The sequence below is a fragment of the Pseudomonas defluvii genome, from assembly GCF_001695625.1.
Taxonomy (GTDB): domain Bacteria; phylum Pseudomonadota; class Gammaproteobacteria; order Pseudomonadales; family Pseudomonadaceae; genus Aquipseudomonas; species Aquipseudomonas defluvii.
In genome coordinates, this window is record NZ_MBPN01000059.1 from 16,345 (window position 1) to 32,099 (window position 15,755).

At 59.2% G+C, this 15,755-nt stretch carries 17 protein-coding genes; 13 read left to right on the plus strand and 4 right to left on the minus strand.

The window, feature by feature from the left end:
- The first annotated feature begins 117 nt into the window (after window positions 1–117).
- The 5 genes from minC (at window position 118) to EKA13_RS16430 (ending at window position 4,174) form a co-directional block, all read left to right on the plus strand.
- Complete coding sequence (gene minC / locus EKA13_RS16410) at window positions 118–858, plus strand: septum site-determining protein MinC (RefSeq protein ID WP_065760424.1); 741 nt, start codon at window positions 118–120, stop codon at window positions 856–858.
- A 96-nt stretch (window positions 859–954) separates the two neighbouring features.
- A complete protein-coding gene (minD, locus tag EKA13_RS16415) occupies window positions 955–1,767 on the plus strand; it encodes a septum site-determining protein MinD (protein ID WP_065760411.1) in 813 nt (270 codons plus the stop codon).
- A 3-nt stretch (window positions 1,768–1,770) separates the two neighbouring features.
- Window positions 1,771–2,025, plus strand: coding sequence for a cell division topological specificity factor MinE (gene minE / locus EKA13_RS16420; protein ID WP_065760412.1), 255 nt, complete (start codon window positions 1,771–1,773; stop codon window positions 2,023–2,025).
- A gap of 90 nt (window positions 2,026–2,115) precedes the next feature.
- Window positions 2,116–2,751, plus strand: coding sequence for an RluA family pseudouridine synthase (locus EKA13_RS16425; RefSeq protein WP_065760413.1), 636 nt, complete (start codon window positions 2,116–2,118; stop codon window positions 2,749–2,751).
- Window positions 2,752–2,884: 133 nt separating this feature from the next.
- A complete protein-coding gene (locus tag EKA13_RS16430; protein ID WP_065760414.1) occupies window positions 2,885–4,174 on the plus strand; it encodes a M18 family aminopeptidase in 1,290 nt (429 codons plus the stop codon).
- A gap of 218 nt (window positions 4,175–4,392) precedes the next feature.
- Here EKA13_RS16430 and EKA13_RS16435 read toward each other — a convergent pair whose 3' ends face one another.
- The 3 genes from EKA13_RS16435 to EKA13_RS16445 form a co-directional block, all read right to left on the minus strand.
- Window positions 4,393–5,130 carry a hypothetical protein gene (locus EKA13_RS16435; RefSeq protein WP_125862941.1) on the minus strand — a complete coding sequence of 246 codons (738 nt, stop codon included), beginning with the start codon at window positions 5,128–5,130 and terminating at the stop codon, window positions 4,393–4,395.
- 97 nt (window positions 5,131–5,227) lie between these two features.
- Window positions 5,228–5,965: a hypothetical protein gene (locus EKA13_RS16440; RefSeq protein WP_125862942.1), complete on the minus strand. Its 738-nt coding sequence runs from the start codon at window positions 5,963–5,965 to the stop codon at window positions 5,228–5,230.
- Between the two features lie 60 nt (window positions 5,966–6,025).
- Window positions 6,026–6,463, minus strand: a complete 438-nt coding sequence (locus tag EKA13_RS16445; protein WP_125862943.1) for a hypothetical protein — start codon at window positions 6,461–6,463, stop codon at window positions 6,026–6,028.
- Between the two features lie 267 nt (window positions 6,464–6,730).
- Between EKA13_RS16445 and EKA13_RS27865 the strand changes: the two genes are divergently transcribed.
- Window positions 6,731–6,895 (plus strand): hypothetical protein, encoded by a 165-nt coding sequence (locus tag EKA13_RS27865; RefSeq protein WP_167524074.1) that lies wholly within the window; start codon window positions 6,731–6,733, stop codon window positions 6,893–6,895.
- An 83-nt stretch (window positions 6,896–6,978) separates the two neighbouring features.
- Complete coding sequence (locus EKA13_RS16450; protein ID WP_425415175.1) at window positions 6,979–9,090, plus strand: mechanosensitive ion channel family protein; 2,112 nt, start codon at window positions 6,979–6,981, stop codon at window positions 9,088–9,090.
- On the opposite strand, the gene phnR is transcribed toward EKA13_RS16450, so the two are convergent.
- Window positions 9,087–9,800 (minus strand): phosphonate utilization transcriptional regulator PhnR, encoded by a 714-nt coding sequence (phnR, locus tag EKA13_RS16455; RefSeq protein WP_065760417.1) that lies wholly within the window; start codon window positions 9,798–9,800, stop codon window positions 9,087–9,089. The two genes, EKA13_RS16450 and phnR, sit on opposite strands and share 4 nt — an antisense overlap.
- A gap of 356 nt (window positions 9,801–10,156) precedes the next feature.
- Between phnR and EKA13_RS16460 the strand changes: the two genes are divergently transcribed.
- The 6 genes from EKA13_RS16460 (at window position 10,157) to EKA13_RS16485 (ending at window position 15,439) form a co-directional block, all read left to right on the plus strand.
- On the plus strand, window positions 10,157–11,221 hold the full coding sequence (locus EKA13_RS16460; RefSeq protein WP_065760418.1) for an ABC transporter substrate-binding protein: 1,065 nt from the start codon (window positions 10,157–10,159) through the stop codon (window positions 11,219–11,221).
- Window positions 11,222–11,340: 119 nt separating this feature from the next.
- Complete coding sequence (locus EKA13_RS16465) at window positions 11,341–12,147, plus strand: alkaline phosphatase family protein (protein ID WP_065760419.1); 807 nt, start codon at window positions 11,341–11,343, stop codon at window positions 12,145–12,147.
- Complete coding sequence (locus EKA13_RS16470) at window positions 12,144–12,986, plus strand: ABC transporter permease (RefSeq protein WP_065760420.1); 843 nt, start codon at window positions 12,144–12,146, stop codon at window positions 12,984–12,986. Before EKA13_RS16465 ends, EKA13_RS16470 begins: the two co-directional genes overlap by 4 nt.
- A complete protein-coding gene (locus EKA13_RS16475) occupies window positions 12,973–13,770 on the plus strand; it encodes an ABC transporter permease (protein ID WP_065760421.1) in 798 nt (265 codons plus the stop codon). The genes EKA13_RS16470 and EKA13_RS16475 overlap by 14 nt, the downstream gene beginning before the upstream one ends.
- 1 nt (window position 13,771) lies before the next feature.
- Window positions 13,772–14,761 (plus strand): ABC transporter ATP-binding protein, encoded by a 990-nt coding sequence (locus EKA13_RS16480; RefSeq protein WP_065760422.1) that lies wholly within the window; start codon window positions 13,772–13,774, stop codon window positions 14,759–14,761.
- Between the two features lie 24 nt (window positions 14,762–14,785).
- A complete protein-coding gene (locus EKA13_RS16485; protein WP_065760423.1) occupies window positions 14,786–15,439 on the plus strand; it encodes an HAD family hydrolase in 654 nt (217 codons plus the stop codon).
- Window positions 15,440–15,755: the final 316 nt, after the last annotated feature.

A 15,755-nucleotide genomic window follows, 5' to 3' on the forward strand; every position in this document is an offset into this window, starting at 1 on the left:
AGATTCCGGAAAGACAAAGGCCGCGCATTCTACAACGGTTCGGTGCGGGTTGCGGCTAACGAACGATCTCGTTATAAGTCTGGGCACTTTTTCGTAACAAGTCGCCCGATGCAGACCATGAGCCAAACTCAGACGCCCGACCAAGAACCCGTGTTCCAGCTCAAGGGCAGCATGCTCGCCATTACTGTGCTTGAGCTTGCGCAAAACAACCTTGAGGGCCTGGATCGGCAACTGGCCGCCAAGGTTGCCCAGGCCCCAAATTTCTTCAGCAATACGCCGTTGGTACTGGCCCTGGACAAGTTGCCCGCCAGCGAGGGCGCCGTAGACCTGCCGGGGCTGATGCGCGTCTGCCGTCAGCACGGCCTGCGCACCCTGGCGATTCGCGCCAGCCGTATCGAGGACATTGCTGCCGCGATAGCCATCGACCTGCCCGTGCTGCCGCCTTCCGGCGCTCGCGAGCGGCCCGTGGAGCTGCCAGAGCCGGTGGTCGAGAAGAAAAAGCCCGAACCACCGGCAGAACCTGCGGTAAAACCGACCAAAATCATCACTTCGCCTGTACGCGGCGGCCAACAGATCTATGCTCAGGGCGGCGACCTGGTGGTGATTTCATCGGTCAGCCCGGGGGCGGAACTTCTTGCCGACGGCAATATCCATGTGTACGGGGCAATGCGGGGACGCGCCCTGGCAGGGATCAAGGGGAACACCAAGGCGCGGATTTTCTGCCAGCAAATGACCGCTGAACTGGTCTCGATCGCCGGGCAATACAAGGTCTCCGAAGACCTGCGCCGCGATCCGCTGTGGGGGGCCGGGGTACAGGTCAGCCTGTCCGGCGACGTGTTGAACATCACCCGTCTTTAACGGATACTGCCGCCATTTTCCGCGCAACTTTTTTCGACGTTGCCGTTTTGTATTTTTTGGGACTGAACGTCCTTTTTTCTTTAGGGGTGATACACCTTGGCCAAGATTCTCGTGGTTACATCCGGCAAGGGTGGTGTGGGTAAGACCACCACCAGCGCCGCTATCGGTACCGGCCTCGCTCTGCGTGGCCACAAGACAGTCATCGTCGACTTCGACGTCGGCCTGCGTAATCTTGACCTGATCATGGGCTGTGAGCGCCGCGTGGTGTATGACTTCGTCAACGTCGTGAATGGCGAAGCCAACCTGCAACAAGCCCTGATCAAAGACAAGCGCCTTGAAAACCTGTACGTACTGGCTGCCAGCCAGACTCGTGACAAGGACGCGCTGACCCAGGAAGGCGTCGAAAAAGTCCTGATGGAACTCAAGGACTCGTTCGACTACGTGGTATGCGACTCGCCGGCCGGTATCGAGAAAGGTGCCCACCTGGCCATGTACTTCGCGGATGAAGCGATCGTCGTGACCAACCCGGAAGTCTCCTCGGTACGTGACTCCGACCGTATGCTCGGCCTGTTGGCGAGCAAGTCGCGCCGCGCCGAAAACGGCGAAGACCCAATCAAGGAACACCTGCTGATCACCCGCTACCATCCAGAGCGCGTGAGCAAGGGCGAAATGCTCGGCGTCGAAGACGTGAAGGAAATTCTCGCCGTGGCGCTGCTGGGCGTTATCCCTGAATCCCAGGCGGTGCTCAAGGCATCCAACCAGGGCGTTCCCGTCATCCTCGATGACCAGAGCGACGCTGGCCAGGCGTACAGCGATACCGTTGACCGCTTGCTGGGCAAAACCGTGGAGCATCGTTTCCTCGATGTACAGAAGAAGGGATTCTTCGAGCGCCTGTTTGGAGGCAACTAATCAATGAACCTTTTTGACTTCTTTCGTGCCAGCAAAAAAGTAAGTACCGCCTCGGTTGCGAAAGAGCGTCTACAGATCATCGTGGCGCACGAGCGCGGTCAGCGCAGTACCCCGGACTACCTGCCAGCCTTGCAGAAGGAACTGGTGGAGGTGATCCGCAAGTACGTCAACATCGGCAACGATGATGTGCAGGTCGCTCTGGAAAACCAGGGCAGCTGCTCGATCCTGGAACTCAACATCACCCTGCCCGACCGCTAACAGGCAGCCGGGCAAGCCACCACGGCGGCCGCCGGGCCTTCGCACTGCGAGGGCTCGACGGTCGCCGTTGGTGTTTACAGAGAGCACGCAATGCCGCTGTCCAACGTCCACATCCTGCACCAGGATGCCGCTGTCCTGGTGGTCAATAAACCGACCCTGCTGCTGTCCGTCCCGGGCCGCGCCGAGGACAACCGCGACTGCCTGATTACCCGCCTGCAGGAAAACGGCTACCCGGAAGCCCGTATCGTCCATCGCCTGGACTGGGAAACCTCCGGGATCATCCTGCTGGCACGTGATGCCGACAGCCACCGCGAGCTGTCACGACAGTTCCATGACCGGGAAACCGAGAAGGCCTACACCGCACTGTGCTGGGGGCAACCGGAGCTGGACAGCGGCAGTATCGACCTGCCCCTGCGCTACGACCCGCCAACCAAGCCACGCCATGTGGTGGACCATGAACAGGGCAAACATGCGCTGACCTTCTGGCGTATCGTCGAGCGTTGCGGTGACCATTGCCGGGTTGAGCTGACGCCGATTACCGGCCGTTCGCATCAGTTGCGCGTGCACATGCTCTCCATCGGCCATCCGCTGCTGGGCGATCGCCTGTACGCCAACCCCGAAGCATTGGCGGCCCATGAACGGCTGTGCCTGCATGCAAGCATGTTGAGTTTTACCCATCCGGTGACCGGCGAGCGTTTGCGCTTCGAGTGCCCGGCGCCGTTCTGATCGATTGCATCGTCTCTATCGCTGGCAAGGCCGGCTCCAGCCCCCTTGCTGGAGCCGACCTTACTGGCGATTCGGGCCGCCCCAATCCCCAAGCAATACGTTAAACTCGCGCCACTGCTGTCTGGAGTGACTTATGCGCGATGCTCTGAATCAAGGCCTGATCGATTTTCTGAAGGCCTCCCCCACGCCGTTCCATGCCACCACCGGCCTTGCTTTACGCCTTGAAGCGGCGGGTTTCCAGCGCCTTGACGAGCGCGACAGTTGGGCCACCACCGCTGGCGGCCGCTACTACCTGACCCGAAACGACTCCTCGATCATCGCGTTCAAGCTCGGTCGACACTCGCCCTTGATCGACGGTATCCGCCTGGTCGGCGCCCATACCGACAGCCCGTGCCTGCGGGTCAAGCCACAGCCGGAACTGCAACGCCAGGGCTTCTTGCAATTGGGCGTGGAAGTTTACGGCGGCGCGCTGCTGGCGCCGTGGTTCGACCGCGACCTGTCCCTGGCCGGGCGGGTAACCTTCCGCCGTGACGGCAAGGTTGAAAGCCAACTGATCGACTTCAAGCTGCCGATTGCGGTGATCCCCAACCTGGCGATCCACCTCAACCGCGCCGCCAATGAGGGCTGGGCAATCAACGCCCAGACTGAGCTGCCGCCTATTTTGGCCCAGGTGGCCGGCGACGAGCGCGTAGACTTCCGCGCCCTGCTCACCGATCAACTGGCGCGTGAGCACGGCCTGAACGCCGACGTGGTGCTGGACTACGAACTAAGCTTCTACGACACCCAGACCGCTGCGCTGGTTGGCCTGAACGGCGACTTTATCGCCGGGGCGCGGCTGGACAACCTGCTGTCCTGCTACGCCGGCCTGCAAGCCCTGCTCGCCGCCGACAGTGACGAAACCTGTGTGCTGGTGTGCAATGACCACGAGGAAGTCGGCTCTTCCTCGGCCTGTGGTGCCGATGGCCCGATGCTGGAGCAAACCCTGCGTCGCCTGCTGCCTGACGGCGATGATTTCGTCCGGACCATTCAGCGCTCGCTGCTGGTCTCGGCCGACAACGCCCACGGCGTTCATCCGAACTACGCCGACAAGCATGACGGCAACCACGGCCCCAAGCTCAACGCCGGCCCGGTGATCAAGGTCAACAACAACCAGCGTTACGCCACCAACAGCGAAACCGCGGGTTTCTTCCGCCATCTGTGCATGGCCGAGGAAGTGCCGGTGCAGAGCTTCGTGGTACGCAGCGACATGGGTTGCGGCTCGACCATCGGCCCGATCACCGCCAGCCACCTGGGCGTGCGTACCGTCGACATCGGCCTGCCGACCTTTGCCATGCACTCCATTCGCGAGCTGTGCGGCAGCCATGACCTGGCGCATCTGGTGAAAGTACTGACGGCGTTCTACCGCAGCCGCGACCTGCCGTAACACCCGGCCTGCAGAAGCAGGCCTTGCTGGGTAGTTGAACCGGGCCGTGTGGGATCAAGCTTTGCCAGCGATGCGCGTATCGCGTACTGGCTGGCAGGCCGTTGATCCCATCGTAGGCAAGCCTACTCCCACAGGGATCTGCGCAGAGCACTGCATTTTCTGTGGTAGCAAGGCTTGCCTGCGATGCTGCCCTTTGCCGGGCCAACCACTGAAATGCATCAACCCTCTGTTGGTATTTCCTTGTCCAGACGATGCCCCTCCTGCGCCATAAGTTCCCAAATGGAGAACTCGGCAGGAAGTTTGCCGAGGCGTTGTTCTTCCTGGGCGAGAAGGCGTTCAACTTTTTCACGATCATCCGCCGGATATCGCAAACGCTCTACAGGGCTGAGGTTGTCCAGTAACTCCATGTAACCTCGATAAACCGGGCGCGCATCACCCGCAGAAAAAATAAAGCTGGCTGCTGCCTGAAAACACTCGAAATCCAGCCCATCCTTTGCATAATCCGCTACATAACGCTCTTCATCCGTATATTCACCGCTTTCGTCTTCTACGATCGCCGCGAGCTCCGAACGGGATAGCCCTGCAAATGGATTATCCGGCCTACCCCTTCCTTCATGAATGGACAGTAGGAACTCAAAGGACTTCTGCTTTCGAGACAGTTGCTCAGGCGAGCTCTCTGTCGATACCTCTGACTGTTTGAAAGCCTCTGCGCCATACATCCTCACCCGCAACCAAGCCGTTTTACCAAGGCCATGGGTACCGTAAATTCTTTCGTATTTATCCCTGGCTTGATCATTCTGGCCATCGACCTGCGCCATGCTGGCGCTCAACTTCAACCCCTCCGCCGAGAGGCTCACGCTCTCCTTCGTATTTGAGGTTGAAAGGTCTTCTGTGGGTGCTGGTTTTGGTGGCGTTCTAACAATGGCTACCGATGATGGAATTGTGCCTATTTTCATGTTGTTTTCCCTAACCTAGCGAATACCATTACGCAGTCGACAACCACGAACTACCGTAATCCAGGCCGATGCATACAGTGTCAACCACTTAAACGCATCAACCCTCTGTTGGTATTTCCTTGTCCAGACGATGCCCCTCCTGCGCCATAAGTTCCCAAATGGAGAACTCGGTAGGGAGTTTGCCGAGGCGTTGTTCTTCCTGAGCAAGAAAGCGTTCAACTTTCTCGCGATCACCCGCCGGATATCGCAAACGCTCTACAGGGCTGAGATTGTCCAGAAACTCTATGTAACTGCGATAAAAAGGGCGAGCATCGCCTCCTGGAAAAATAAAGCTGGTTGAAGCCTGAAAATATTCGAAATCCAAGTCACTTTTGGCATGAAGCGCCACATAACGCTCTTCATCCGTATACTCACCGCTTTCGTCCTCCACGATTGCCGCAAGCTCCGGACGGGACAGCCCTGCAAACGGGTTCGCCGGCTTACCCTTTCCCTCATGAATGGACAGCAGAAAATCAAAAGACTTCTGCTTTCGAGACAGTTGCTCAGGCGAACAATCTGCCGACACCTCGGGCTGTTTGAACGCCTCTGCGCCATACATCCTTACCCGTAAAAAGGCCGTTTTACCAAGGCCATGGGCACCGTAAATTCTTTCGTATTTATCCCTGGCCTGATCATTCTGGGCATCGACCTGCGCCATGCTGGCGCTCAATTTCAATCCTTCCGCCGAGAGGCTTACGCTCTCCTTCGTATTTGAGGTTGAAAGGTCTTCTGTGGGTGCTGGTTTTGGTGGTGCTCTAACAATAGCTACCGATGATGGAATTGTGCCTATTTTCATATTAATCCCTCCAACCGCTCCAATACAACGAGGCACTTATTCAAGTGCCTCGCTGAACGATTACTTAATAGAGAACTTCACGGTGTAATTGAAGGGTAGATTGGAATCTGCACCCACCAGTGTTGCGGTACAGATTGCAGGGCTCGAACCAATAGACACTGCATCCTTCTTCCAGCTAGGCAGGTATCCACCCAGATGCATTTCAACCAGGTGCGATGCCGAGAACCGGCATTTTTTCGAGCCCACTGCGTAAGTAAATCGCATACCGGACGCAATATCACTTCCACTGGTATGAACAAACCTAATACTGGAGTTTTGTAATATATTTGTCGGCAGGGGATTAACACTTCCAAAAAAATACTCATAGCCGTACACAGCTTCTGCACTGGTTTCATTTACAACTGTCACAGTCGCCAGATTAGCCGCCTGTACCGCCCCACCCACCGTACACCCCAACACCACCAAGGAACCCAACAACACTTTCTTGACATTTATCATTCGCGACATCCCTTCAAAGGTTAACGACACGCAGCTGTTGCTGCATGTCCGCGCCAGGGCGATTCATCAATCGCTCATGACTCTTTTAACCAGTCGGCTGGAAGCCTTGGGCGCTGTATCAGACGCGGTCTGATATCGATGTAGGAAATTTCTCTGCTGTTAGAATCAGCACGGGCCGTGCCCACGCTGACCTCCATCAACCCCGGCCCAGCGATTCCGGCCTATGCTTGCCCCATGAATTTCCACGCTTTGAGAAGGTCCTTGCGCATGTCAGAGTTCCAGATGATGTTCCTCCCGGTGATCGCCGGCCTGATCCTGTTGACCGTCGGTTTCAACATGCGTGAGCGCAATATCGGGGTGCTGATGATGTGGATCGGAACCTTGGGCATGATTGGCATCATGGCCTGGAAGATCCTTGAGAAACTGAACTGACAAATACACTACACTCGGCCGATTGATTGCCTGAGGTCGATTTGCCAGTGCCTGCCTTTTTCCGCTTTTTCGCGCTGTTTCTGATGCTGCTGGCGCCTGTCGGCCTGGCACAGGCGGCAGGTTTGCCGGGTTTGCTCGGCGCCAGCAAAGCCCAGCCCGAAGCCACCGAGCCGCTGAGCCAGTCCCTGGACGAGGTCATCAAGCGCCTGGAAAACGATCAGCAACGTGCCAGCTTGCTGGCCGATCTGAAGAAGCTGCGCGACAGCACCAAGCAGGCGCAGCCATCAGTAGAGCAAGGCGTACTGGGGGTGATTGGCAACACCGTGGCCAGCCTCGAGAAGCAGTTCAGTGGTGACGCCAGCCCCTTCACGCGGTGGTCGCAGGAGCTGGACCAGGCTCAGGAGGAACTGGCCGCCCTGATGGTGCCGGTGAAAGAGTTGCCCGCCATGCTGTTCGGCTTTGCCGCGGTCATCGCCCTCTGGAGCCTGTTGGCTTACGGTTTTATCTGGGTCGGGCATCAGGTGCGGCTACGCTTCGGCCTGACCGAGGAACTCCCCCATCACCCCAAAACCTGGGACATGGTGCGCTTCGCCTTGCGTAAGCTTGGCCCTTGGCTGGTGGCGCTGATCATCACCCTGTACCTGAGTTTTGCCCTGCCCTCGTCACTGGGCAAGTCAATGGCCATGGTGCTGGCCTATGCGCTGGTGGTCGGTACCTGTTTCTCGGCCATTTGCGTAATTGCCTTTTCCTTGCTCGACGGCCCGCATCGCCATCATGCGCTGCACATTTTACGGCGCCGCGCGTTCCGCCCGCTGTGGCTGATCGGCAGTTTTGCCGCGTTCGGTGAGGCGATGAACGATCCGCGCCTGGCCACTGCGCTGGGCACCCACCTGGCGCATAGCCTGGCAACGCTGGCGAATGTGCTGGCAGCCCTTTCCAGCGGGCTGTTCATCCTGCGTTTCCGGCGCCCTATCGCTCACCTGATCCGCAACCAACCGCTGTCGCGTCGCCTGACCCGCCGCGCCCTGAGCGATACCATCGAGATTCTCGGCAGTTTCTGGTACCTGCCGGCGTTGGTACTGGTGGCCATCTCATTGTTTGCCACGTTTATTTCAGCAGGCGACACCAGCACCGCACTGCGCCAGTCGCTGATGTGCGCCGTACTGCTGGTGCTGTGCATGGTGATCAACGGCCTGGTCCGTCGCCATGCTGCAAAACCGCACCGGAGCAACCGCCGCCAACCGCTCTACTACGAGCGGCTCAAAAGTTTTGGCTACACCTTGGTACACCTGACGATCTGGCTGCTGTTCATCGAATTGGGTCTTCGGGTCTGGGGCTTCTCGCTGATCGGTTTCGCCGAGGGCGACGGCCATGACGCTGCCATGCGCCTGCTTGGCCTGGGCGGCACGCTGCTCGCCGCGTGGCTGGTGTGGATACTCAGCGATACCGCCGTGCACCATGCCCTGACGCGTTCACGCAAAGGCGCGGCCAATGCCCGTGCACAAACCATGATGCCGCTGATCCGCAACGTGCTGTTCGTGGCCATTTTCATCATTGCGGTGATCGTCGCCCTGGCCAACATGGGCATGAACGTCACGCCGCTGCTGGCGGGTGCAGGGGTCATCGGCCTGGCGATCGGTTTCGGCGCGCAGTCGCTTGTGGCCGATTTGATCACCGGCCTGTTCATCATCATCGAGGACTCCCTGGCCATTGACGACTATGTCGATGTCGGCGGCCACCTGGGAACCGTCGAAGGCCTGACTATCCGTACCGTACGCCTGCGCGATATCGACGGTATCGTCCATACCATCCCGTTCAGCGAGATCAAAAGTATCAAGAACTACTCGCGGGAGTTTGGTTACGCGATCTTCCGCATCGCGATTCCCCACAGCATGAACATCGATCAGGCCATCAGCCTGGTTCGCGATGTTGGCCAGAAGCTGCGCAACGACCCGCTGCAACGCCGCAGCATCTGGTCACCGCTGGAGTTGCAAGGCGTGGAGAGCTTCGAGTCTGGCTCGGCCATCCTGCGGGCGCGGTTCAAGACCGCACCGATCAAACAGTGGGAGGTTTCACGGGCGTTCAACCTGGCGCTCAAGCGCGAGCTTGATGAAGCCGGCCTGGACCTGGCCACTCCGCGCCTGTCGGTGCAGGTGATCACCGCCGGTGGCGGCGCCGAGGGCAACAACACTTAACCGGCATCGGCTCGAATGCGGATCGCATCATGCCGCCAATACTCCAGGTCGCAGTCGATCAAGCGCCCGTGCTGATCGCTGTTGACCCGAGTGATCTGCAGCCCGGGGCTGCCCGACGATACTTTCAGGGCCATACCCGCGGCGACGGGCAATGCCGTAGGCAGAATTTCAAAACACACCCGGCCGTACTGGATCCCGTAGTGCTCGGCGTACAACTCAGTCAATGACTGGCCCAGGTCGAAGCTGAGGATATCCGGAAAGTGCTCAGGGTTCAGGTAGTGCTCGGCATACAGCACCGCACGCCCGTCGATACGCCGTAACCGACAGATCTGAATCACGCTGGACAGCGGCGACAGTTGCAAGCGCGCACAGATCGCGGCGGGCGCAGGCTGAAGACGTGCCGACAACAACTCGGTAGCCGGCACCCGTCCCTGGGCACGCACCATGGCGTGAAAGTGGCTACGCTCGATCAGATCATAGGTCAATCGCTCGGGTGCAACGAACCAGCCACGACGCTCCTCACGGTAGATCACCCCAAGGGCTTCAAGCTGCACCAGCGCTTCACGCAGGGTAATACGCGTCGTGTCGAACACTTCGCTCAGCTTGCGCTCGGCCGGCAACTTGCAACCGGCGGCCAGCAGGCCGTGCTCGATCTGTTCCTGCAACGCCTGGCATATGGCTGTTACTGCGCGTGGTGGCAGTGGACGCATCAAAGGTTACCTATCTGGACTAGTCCAGCGCCAATACTGAGCAGTAAAACGCTCAGAAAGGGGCGCTCGGGAATACTTCAAGACTAGGCAATGCAGATGAACGCCAGATGACATTACCGCTCAACGGTCATCCAAACCCTCTCGAACAAGGCCTTCAGGCGTTGCGGATCAAGCACTTGAATCTGGTCTACGCTGTATTTTCAGAGCCAGCTGCCATGCCGGAACAACCCGCAGCGACATCAAAATGTCATGCACCCGGCCTACCTTGGCTCAGGTATTGCTGACCTAGACCAACCGAATCGCAACAACGTCCAACACCCCATGCGTTTTGCAAGGCACCCAATAAGGAGCTTCGGATGAAACAGCTTTTCCTGGCGTCACTGTTAGGTTCTACCATTGCCCTGTGCACCTCGGCGATGGCCGCCGGTACCGACCTGAAAGCCCTGGAGGACGCTGCCCGTAAAGAGGGCGCGGTCAACAGCGTAGGCATGCCAGACGCCTGGGCCAACTGGAAAGGAACCTGGGAAGACCTGGCCAGCAAGTATGGCCTCAAGCATATGGACACCGACATGAGTTCGGCTCAGGAGGTGGCCAAGTTCGAGGCAGAAAAAGACAACGCCAGCGCTGATATCGGCGACGTTGGCGCCGCCTTCGGCCCGATTGCCGCAGCCAAGGGCGTGACCCAACCCTACAAGCCCAGCACCTGGGATCAAGTGCCTGCGTGGGCCAAGGACAAGGATGGCCATTGGGCGCTGGCCTATACCGGCACGATCGCCTTCATCATCAATAAGCAGTTGGTGAAAGAAGCCGACATGCCAAAAACCTGGCATGACCTGGAAAAGGGCAAGTACAAGGTCGCGATCGGTGATGTTGGCACCGCCGCCCAGGCGGCCAACGGTGTACTGGCTGCCGCCATCGCTTACAAGGGTGACGAGAAGAATCTCGAGCCGGGCCTGCAACTGTTCACCAAGCTGGCGCAGCAGAAGCGTCTGTCGCTGGCCAACCCCACCATCCAGACCCTGGAGAAGGGTGAAGTGGAAGTGGGTGTGGTCTGGGACTTCAACGGCCTGAGCTACCGCGAGCAGATCGATCCGAAGCGCTTTGAGGTCTTGATCCCGGCAGATGGCTCGGTGATCTCGGGCTACACCACCATCATCAACAAGTACGCCAAGAACCCCAATGCCGCCAAACTGACTCGCGAATACATTTTCAGCGATGCCGGGCAAACCAACCTCGCCCGCGGCAATGCCCGGCCGATTCGTGCCGAACACCTGAAACTGCCCGCCGATGTACAGGCCAAGCTGCTGCCCAATGAGCAGTACAAGGCCGCTCAGCCGATCAAGGATGCCGCGGCCTGGGAAGCCACCTCGAAGAAACTGCCGCAGATGTGGCAGGAGCAAGTGATCATCGAGATGGAGTGAGGCTGTGGGCGCAACCGGGAAACCGTGGCGCCCCGATCGCCGGCAAACCAGTTCCCACAAGGCTCATGTGGGCGCTGGCTTGCCAGCGATGAAGCCCTCCCGCGTACTTCGGAGAAATCATGAAACACAACGTCATTCTGGTCCTGCTTGATGGCCTCAACTATCAGGTCGCACATCACGCCATGGGCCACCTGCATGCCTATGTCGAAGCCGACCGTGCAGCCCTGTACCGCCTCGAATGCGAGCTGCCGGCACTGTCCCGCCCGCTGTATGAGTGCATCCTTACCGGCGTAGCCCCCATCGACAGCGGTATTGTTCACAACAACGTCACGCGCCTGTCCACGCAGCGCAGCATCTTTCATTACGCCCACGAAGCAGGCCTGAGCACGGCGGCAGCGGCCTACCACTGGGTCAGCGAACTGTACAACCGCTCACCGTTCGACCCGTTGCGTGATCGCCACACGCACTCGCCGAAACTGCCGATTCAACACGGCCTGTTTTATTACGTCGATCACTACCCGGACTCGCACCTGTTTGCCGATGCCGAGTACCTGCGACGCCGGCATGCACCGAACTTCCTGCTCGTGCATCCGATGAACATTGACGACGCCGGCCATCGCCACGGGCTGGACAGCCGTCAGTACCGTAACAGTGCACGCGGCGCCGACATCCTGCTGGCCGACTATCTGCAAGGCTGGCTCGACAGTGGCTATCAGGTACTCGTCACCTCTGACCACGGCATGAACAACGACCACTCGCACAATGGCCTGCTGCCTGAAGAGCGTGAAGTGCCGCTGTTCGTGTTTGGCGATGCCTTCAGCCTCGACCCTGCCGCCAAACCCTTGCAGACCGAGTTGTGTGGCACGATTTGCGAGCTGATGGGCATTGCCCATGACAAGCCGGTGTGCCGGGAGCTACTCACGTGAACGCGCTCACTCGCGGTAAATACCTGGCGCTGCTCTGCCTGCTGCCCTTTGCGGTGTTTTTCCTGGTCTTTCAAATTGCCCCGCTGGCCTGGGTCGCCATACACAGTGTTCAGGCCGAAAGTGGCTGGGGCCTGGACAACTTCAGCAAGGTGTTCAACTCGAAGTTCTACCGCCAGGCTATCCAGCACAGCCTGGAGATCAGTTTCTGGTCGAGCCTGTTCGGCATCCTGATCGCCATCCTCGGCAGCTACTCGCTGCGCCGGGTCGATTCGCGGCTGCGCGACTTCGTCAACGCCTTCGCCAACATGACCAGCAATTTCGCCGGGGTGCCACTGGCCTTCGCCTTCATCATCCTGCTCGGTTTCAACGGTGCCCTGACCATGCTGCTCAAGCAGGCCGGGATCATCGAAGACTTCAACCTGTACTCCAAAAGCGGGTTGATCATCCTCTACACCTACTTCCAGATCCCGCTGGGTGTGCTGCTGCTCTACCCGGCATTCGACGCCCTGCGTGAAGACTGGCGTGAGTCCGCCGAGTTGCTCGGTGCCAACGCCTGGCAGTACTGGCGGCATATCGGCCTGCCAGTATTGACCCCAGCCCTGCTCGGCACTTTCGTGATCCTGCTGGCCAACGCCCTGGGGGCTTACGCCACGGTGTACGCCTTGACCACCGGCAACTTCAACGTGTTACCGATCCGCATCGCCGCGCTGGTCGCGGGCGACATCTCCCTGGACCCGAACCTGGCCAGTGCCCTGGCCATGATCCTGGTCGGCTTGATGACGCTGGTTACCCTGGTCCACCAATGGCTGCTGAAGAGGAGCTACCATGTCGCGCGCTGAACCCGCTTCGACCCACCTCTATCATCGGTTGGTGGTCTACGCCCTGTTTCTGCTGTTGCTGTTGCCCCTGGCCGGTACCTTGCTCTACTCCCTGGCCACCAGTTGGTCAGCGAGCATTCTGCCCAGTGGGCTGACCCTCAAGTGGTACCTGGCCTTGTGGAGCGACCCGCGCTTTCTTGCCGCATTCGGCCAATCGCTGCTGGTATGCGTGGGGGCGTTGATTCTCTCGGTACTGCTGATTCTGCCGTTGCTGTTCGTGGTGCATTACCACTTCCCCCGGCTCGACGCGCTGATGAACATCCTCATCCTGTTGCCCTTCGCGGTACCGCCGGTGGTGTCCTCGGTGGGCCTGCTGCAGCTCTATGGCTCGGGGCCGCTGGCGATGGTCGGTACGCCATGGATCCTGATCGGTTGCTACTTCACCGTGGCCTTGCCCTTCATGTACCGGGCAATCACCAACAACCTGCAAGCCATTAACCTGCGTGACCTGATGGACGCCGCCCAATTGCTCGGCGCCAGTACCTTTCAGGCCGCGCTGCTGGTGGTACTGCCCAACCTGCGCAAGGGCCTGATGGTCGCGCTGCTTTTGTCGTTCTCGTTCCTGTTTGGCGAGTTCGTCTTCGCCAACCTGTTGGTCGGCACGCGCTATGAAACCCTGCAGGTGTACCTCAACAACATGCGTAACAGCAGCGGCCATTTCAACAGCGCCCTGGTGATTTCCTATTTCCTCTTCGTGCTGGTGCTGACCTGGGCAGCCAACCGCCTGAACAAGGACAAGTCGTGATATGAGCTTCGTCAGTGTGCAAAACCTGCAGAAACGTTATGCCGGCAACCCGGTGTTCAATGACATCAACTGCCACATCGAACGCGGTGAGTTCGTCACCCTGCTCGGCCCTTCCGGCTGCGGCAAATCCACCCTGCTGCGCTGCATCGCCGGGCTGACGGCAGTGGACAGCGGCAAGATTCTTCTGGACGGCCAGGACCTGGTGCCTCTGAGCCCGCAGAAACGCGGAATCGGCATGGTCTTTCAGAGCTATGCCCTGTTCCCCAACATGACCGTGGAACAGAACGTCGCCTTTGGCCTGCGCATGCAGAAGGTTGCCCCCGAAGAAAGCCGCAGCCGCGTGCTTGAGGTACTGCAACTGGTCGAGCTGCAAGACTTCGCCAGCCGCTATCCGCACCAGCTTTCTGGTGGCCAGTGCCAGCGTGTGGCCCTGGCCCGCTCACTGGTGACCCGACCACGCCTGCTGCTGCTCGACGAACCGCTGTCGGCCCTGGATGCGCGGATCCGCAAGCACCTGCGCGAACAGATCCGAAATATCCAGCGTGAGTTGGGCCTGACGACCATTTTTGTGACCCATGACCAGGAGGAAGCACTGATCCTGTCGGATCGCATTTTCCTGATGAACCAAGGGCGTATCGTCCAGAGCGGCGATGCCGAAACCCTCTACACCGCCCCCGCCGATGCCTTCGCCGCCGGTTTTATCGGCAACTACAACCTGCTCGATGCCGACAGCGCCAGCCGCTTGCTGCAACGACCGATCAGCAGTCGCCTGGCCATTCGCCCGGAAGCCATCGTCCTGAGCCTGAACGGCGAACTGGAAGGCCAGGTACGCAGTCATAGTCTGCTGGGCAACGTGATCCGTTACCGGGTCGAGGCCCGGGGTGTCGAGTTACTGGTCGATGTACTGAATCGCTCGTCCGCCGATCTGCATCCCAATGGTCAACGGGTATCCTTGTCCATCGATCCCACCGCCCTCTGCGAAGTTGCCTGAGGGTTGCACAGGAGTTTGAGTGAAATGGCTTTAGCGATTTTCGATCTGGACGAAACCTTGATCCACGGCGACTGCGCCTCGCTGTGGAGTGAAGAAATGGCCCGCCTGGGTTGGGTCGATGGTGAGTCTTTTCTGCGCCGCGACCGTGAGTTGATGGATGCATATGGCCGTGGCCACCTGGCCATGGAGGACTACATGGCGTTCAGCCTGGAGCCCATTGCCGGGCGTACCCAGGAAGAACTGCAGCACCTGGTGGAGCCTTGGGTCGAGAACATCATTGAGCCGATCATCTTCAGCGAAGCCTGCAAACGGATCGCCGAACACCGCAAGCGTGGCGACCGGGTGCTGGTGATATCGGCCTCCGGCACCCACCTGGTGGCACCGATTGCGGCGCGGCTGGGTATCGACGAATTTCTCGCCATTGATCTTGAGGTCGTGAACGGCGTGTACACCGGCAAGACCCGGGGCGTGCTGACTTACCGCGAAGGCAAGATCACCCGCCTGCTGGAGTGGCTGGATCAGGAAGAAGAGAACCTGGAGGGTGCCAGTTTCTACTCTGACTCGCGCAACGACTTGCCGCTGCTGCTCAAGGTGGACCACCCCGTCGTGGTGAACCCCGACCCGGTACTGCGCGGGCACGCCGAGCAACACGGCTGGCCAATCCTGAGTTGGAGCTGACCAGGGCTGTTCACTTGAGCCCTTGGAGTGCTTGATACGTCAATCAACCACATCAATGAATGGGTATGTTCACGAAGTGAGTGCCAATAGCCACAAACATGCGTCGCCCCTGATGACGGCAGGCATATCCATTCGCGATGTTGGGCCCGATGCCCCGTTCCGCCTTTACGGCGTGTCACTTTTGTCGGGGCAAAAGTGGGTCGCCGTAAAAGGCGAAACCAGCCGGTGGTGCCGCTGCCGGGAATGGATATGTTCGCGAAGTGAATGCCACACATCACAAGCGTGTATCGCCGCTGATGCAAGCAGGCATATCCAT

What these genes read in the sequence shown, in the direction of transcription:
- minC (WP_065760424.1), top strand. Translation starts at nt 118, where the DNA reads ATGAGCCAAACTCAGACGCCCGACCAAGAACCCGTGTTCCAGCTCAAG.
- minE (WP_065760412.1), top strand. Translation starts at nt 1,771, where the DNA reads ATGAACCTTTTTGACTTCTTTCGTGCCAGCAAAAAAGTAAGTACCGCC.
- EKA13_RS16425 (WP_065760413.1), top strand. Translation starts at nt 2,116, where the DNA reads ATGCCGCTGTCCAACGTCCACATCCTGCACCAGGATGCCGCTGTCCTG.
- EKA13_RS16430 (WP_065760414.1), top strand. Translation starts at nt 2,885, where the DNA reads ATGCGCGATGCTCTGAATCAAGGCCTGATCGATTTTCTGAAGGCCTCC.
- EKA13_RS16435 (WP_125862941.1), bottom strand. Translation starts at nt 5,130, where the DNA reads ATGAAAATAGGCACAATTCCATCATCGGTAGCCATTGTTAGAACGCCA.
- EKA13_RS16440 (WP_125862942.1), bottom strand. Translation starts at nt 5,965, where the DNA reads ATGAAAATAGGCACAATTCCATCATCGGTAGCTATTGTTAGAGCACCA.
- EKA13_RS16445 (WP_125862943.1), bottom strand. Translation starts at nt 6,463, where the DNA reads ATGATAAATGTCAAGAAAGTGTTGTTGGGTTCCTTGGTGGTGTTGGGG.
- EKA13_RS27865 (WP_167524074.1), top strand. Translation starts at nt 6,731, where the DNA reads ATGTCAGAGTTCCAGATGATGTTCCTCCCGGTGATCGCCGGCCTGATC.
- EKA13_RS16450 (WP_425415175.1), top strand. Translation starts at nt 6,979, where the DNA reads ATGCTGCTGGCGCCTGTCGGCCTGGCACAGGCGGCAGGTTTGCCGGGT.
- phnR (WP_065760417.1), bottom strand. Translation starts at nt 9,800, where the DNA reads ATGCGTCCACTGCCACCACGCGCAGTAACAGCCATATGCCAGGCGTTG.
- EKA13_RS16460 (WP_065760418.1), top strand. Translation starts at nt 10,157, where the DNA reads ATGAAACAGCTTTTCCTGGCGTCACTGTTAGGTTCTACCATTGCCCTG.
- EKA13_RS16465 (WP_065760419.1), top strand. Translation starts at nt 11,341, where the DNA reads ATGAAACACAACGTCATTCTGGTCCTGCTTGATGGCCTCAACTATCAG.
- EKA13_RS16475 (WP_065760421.1), top strand. Translation starts at nt 12,973, where the DNA reads ATGTCGCGCGCTGAACCCGCTTCGACCCACCTCTATCATCGGTTGGTG.
- EKA13_RS16480 (WP_065760422.1), top strand. Translation starts at nt 13,772, where the DNA reads ATGAGCTTCGTCAGTGTGCAAAACCTGCAGAAACGTTATGCCGGCAAC.
- EKA13_RS16485 (WP_065760423.1), top strand. Translation starts at nt 14,786, where the DNA reads ATGGCTTTAGCGATTTTCGATCTGGACGAAACCTTGATCCACGGCGAC.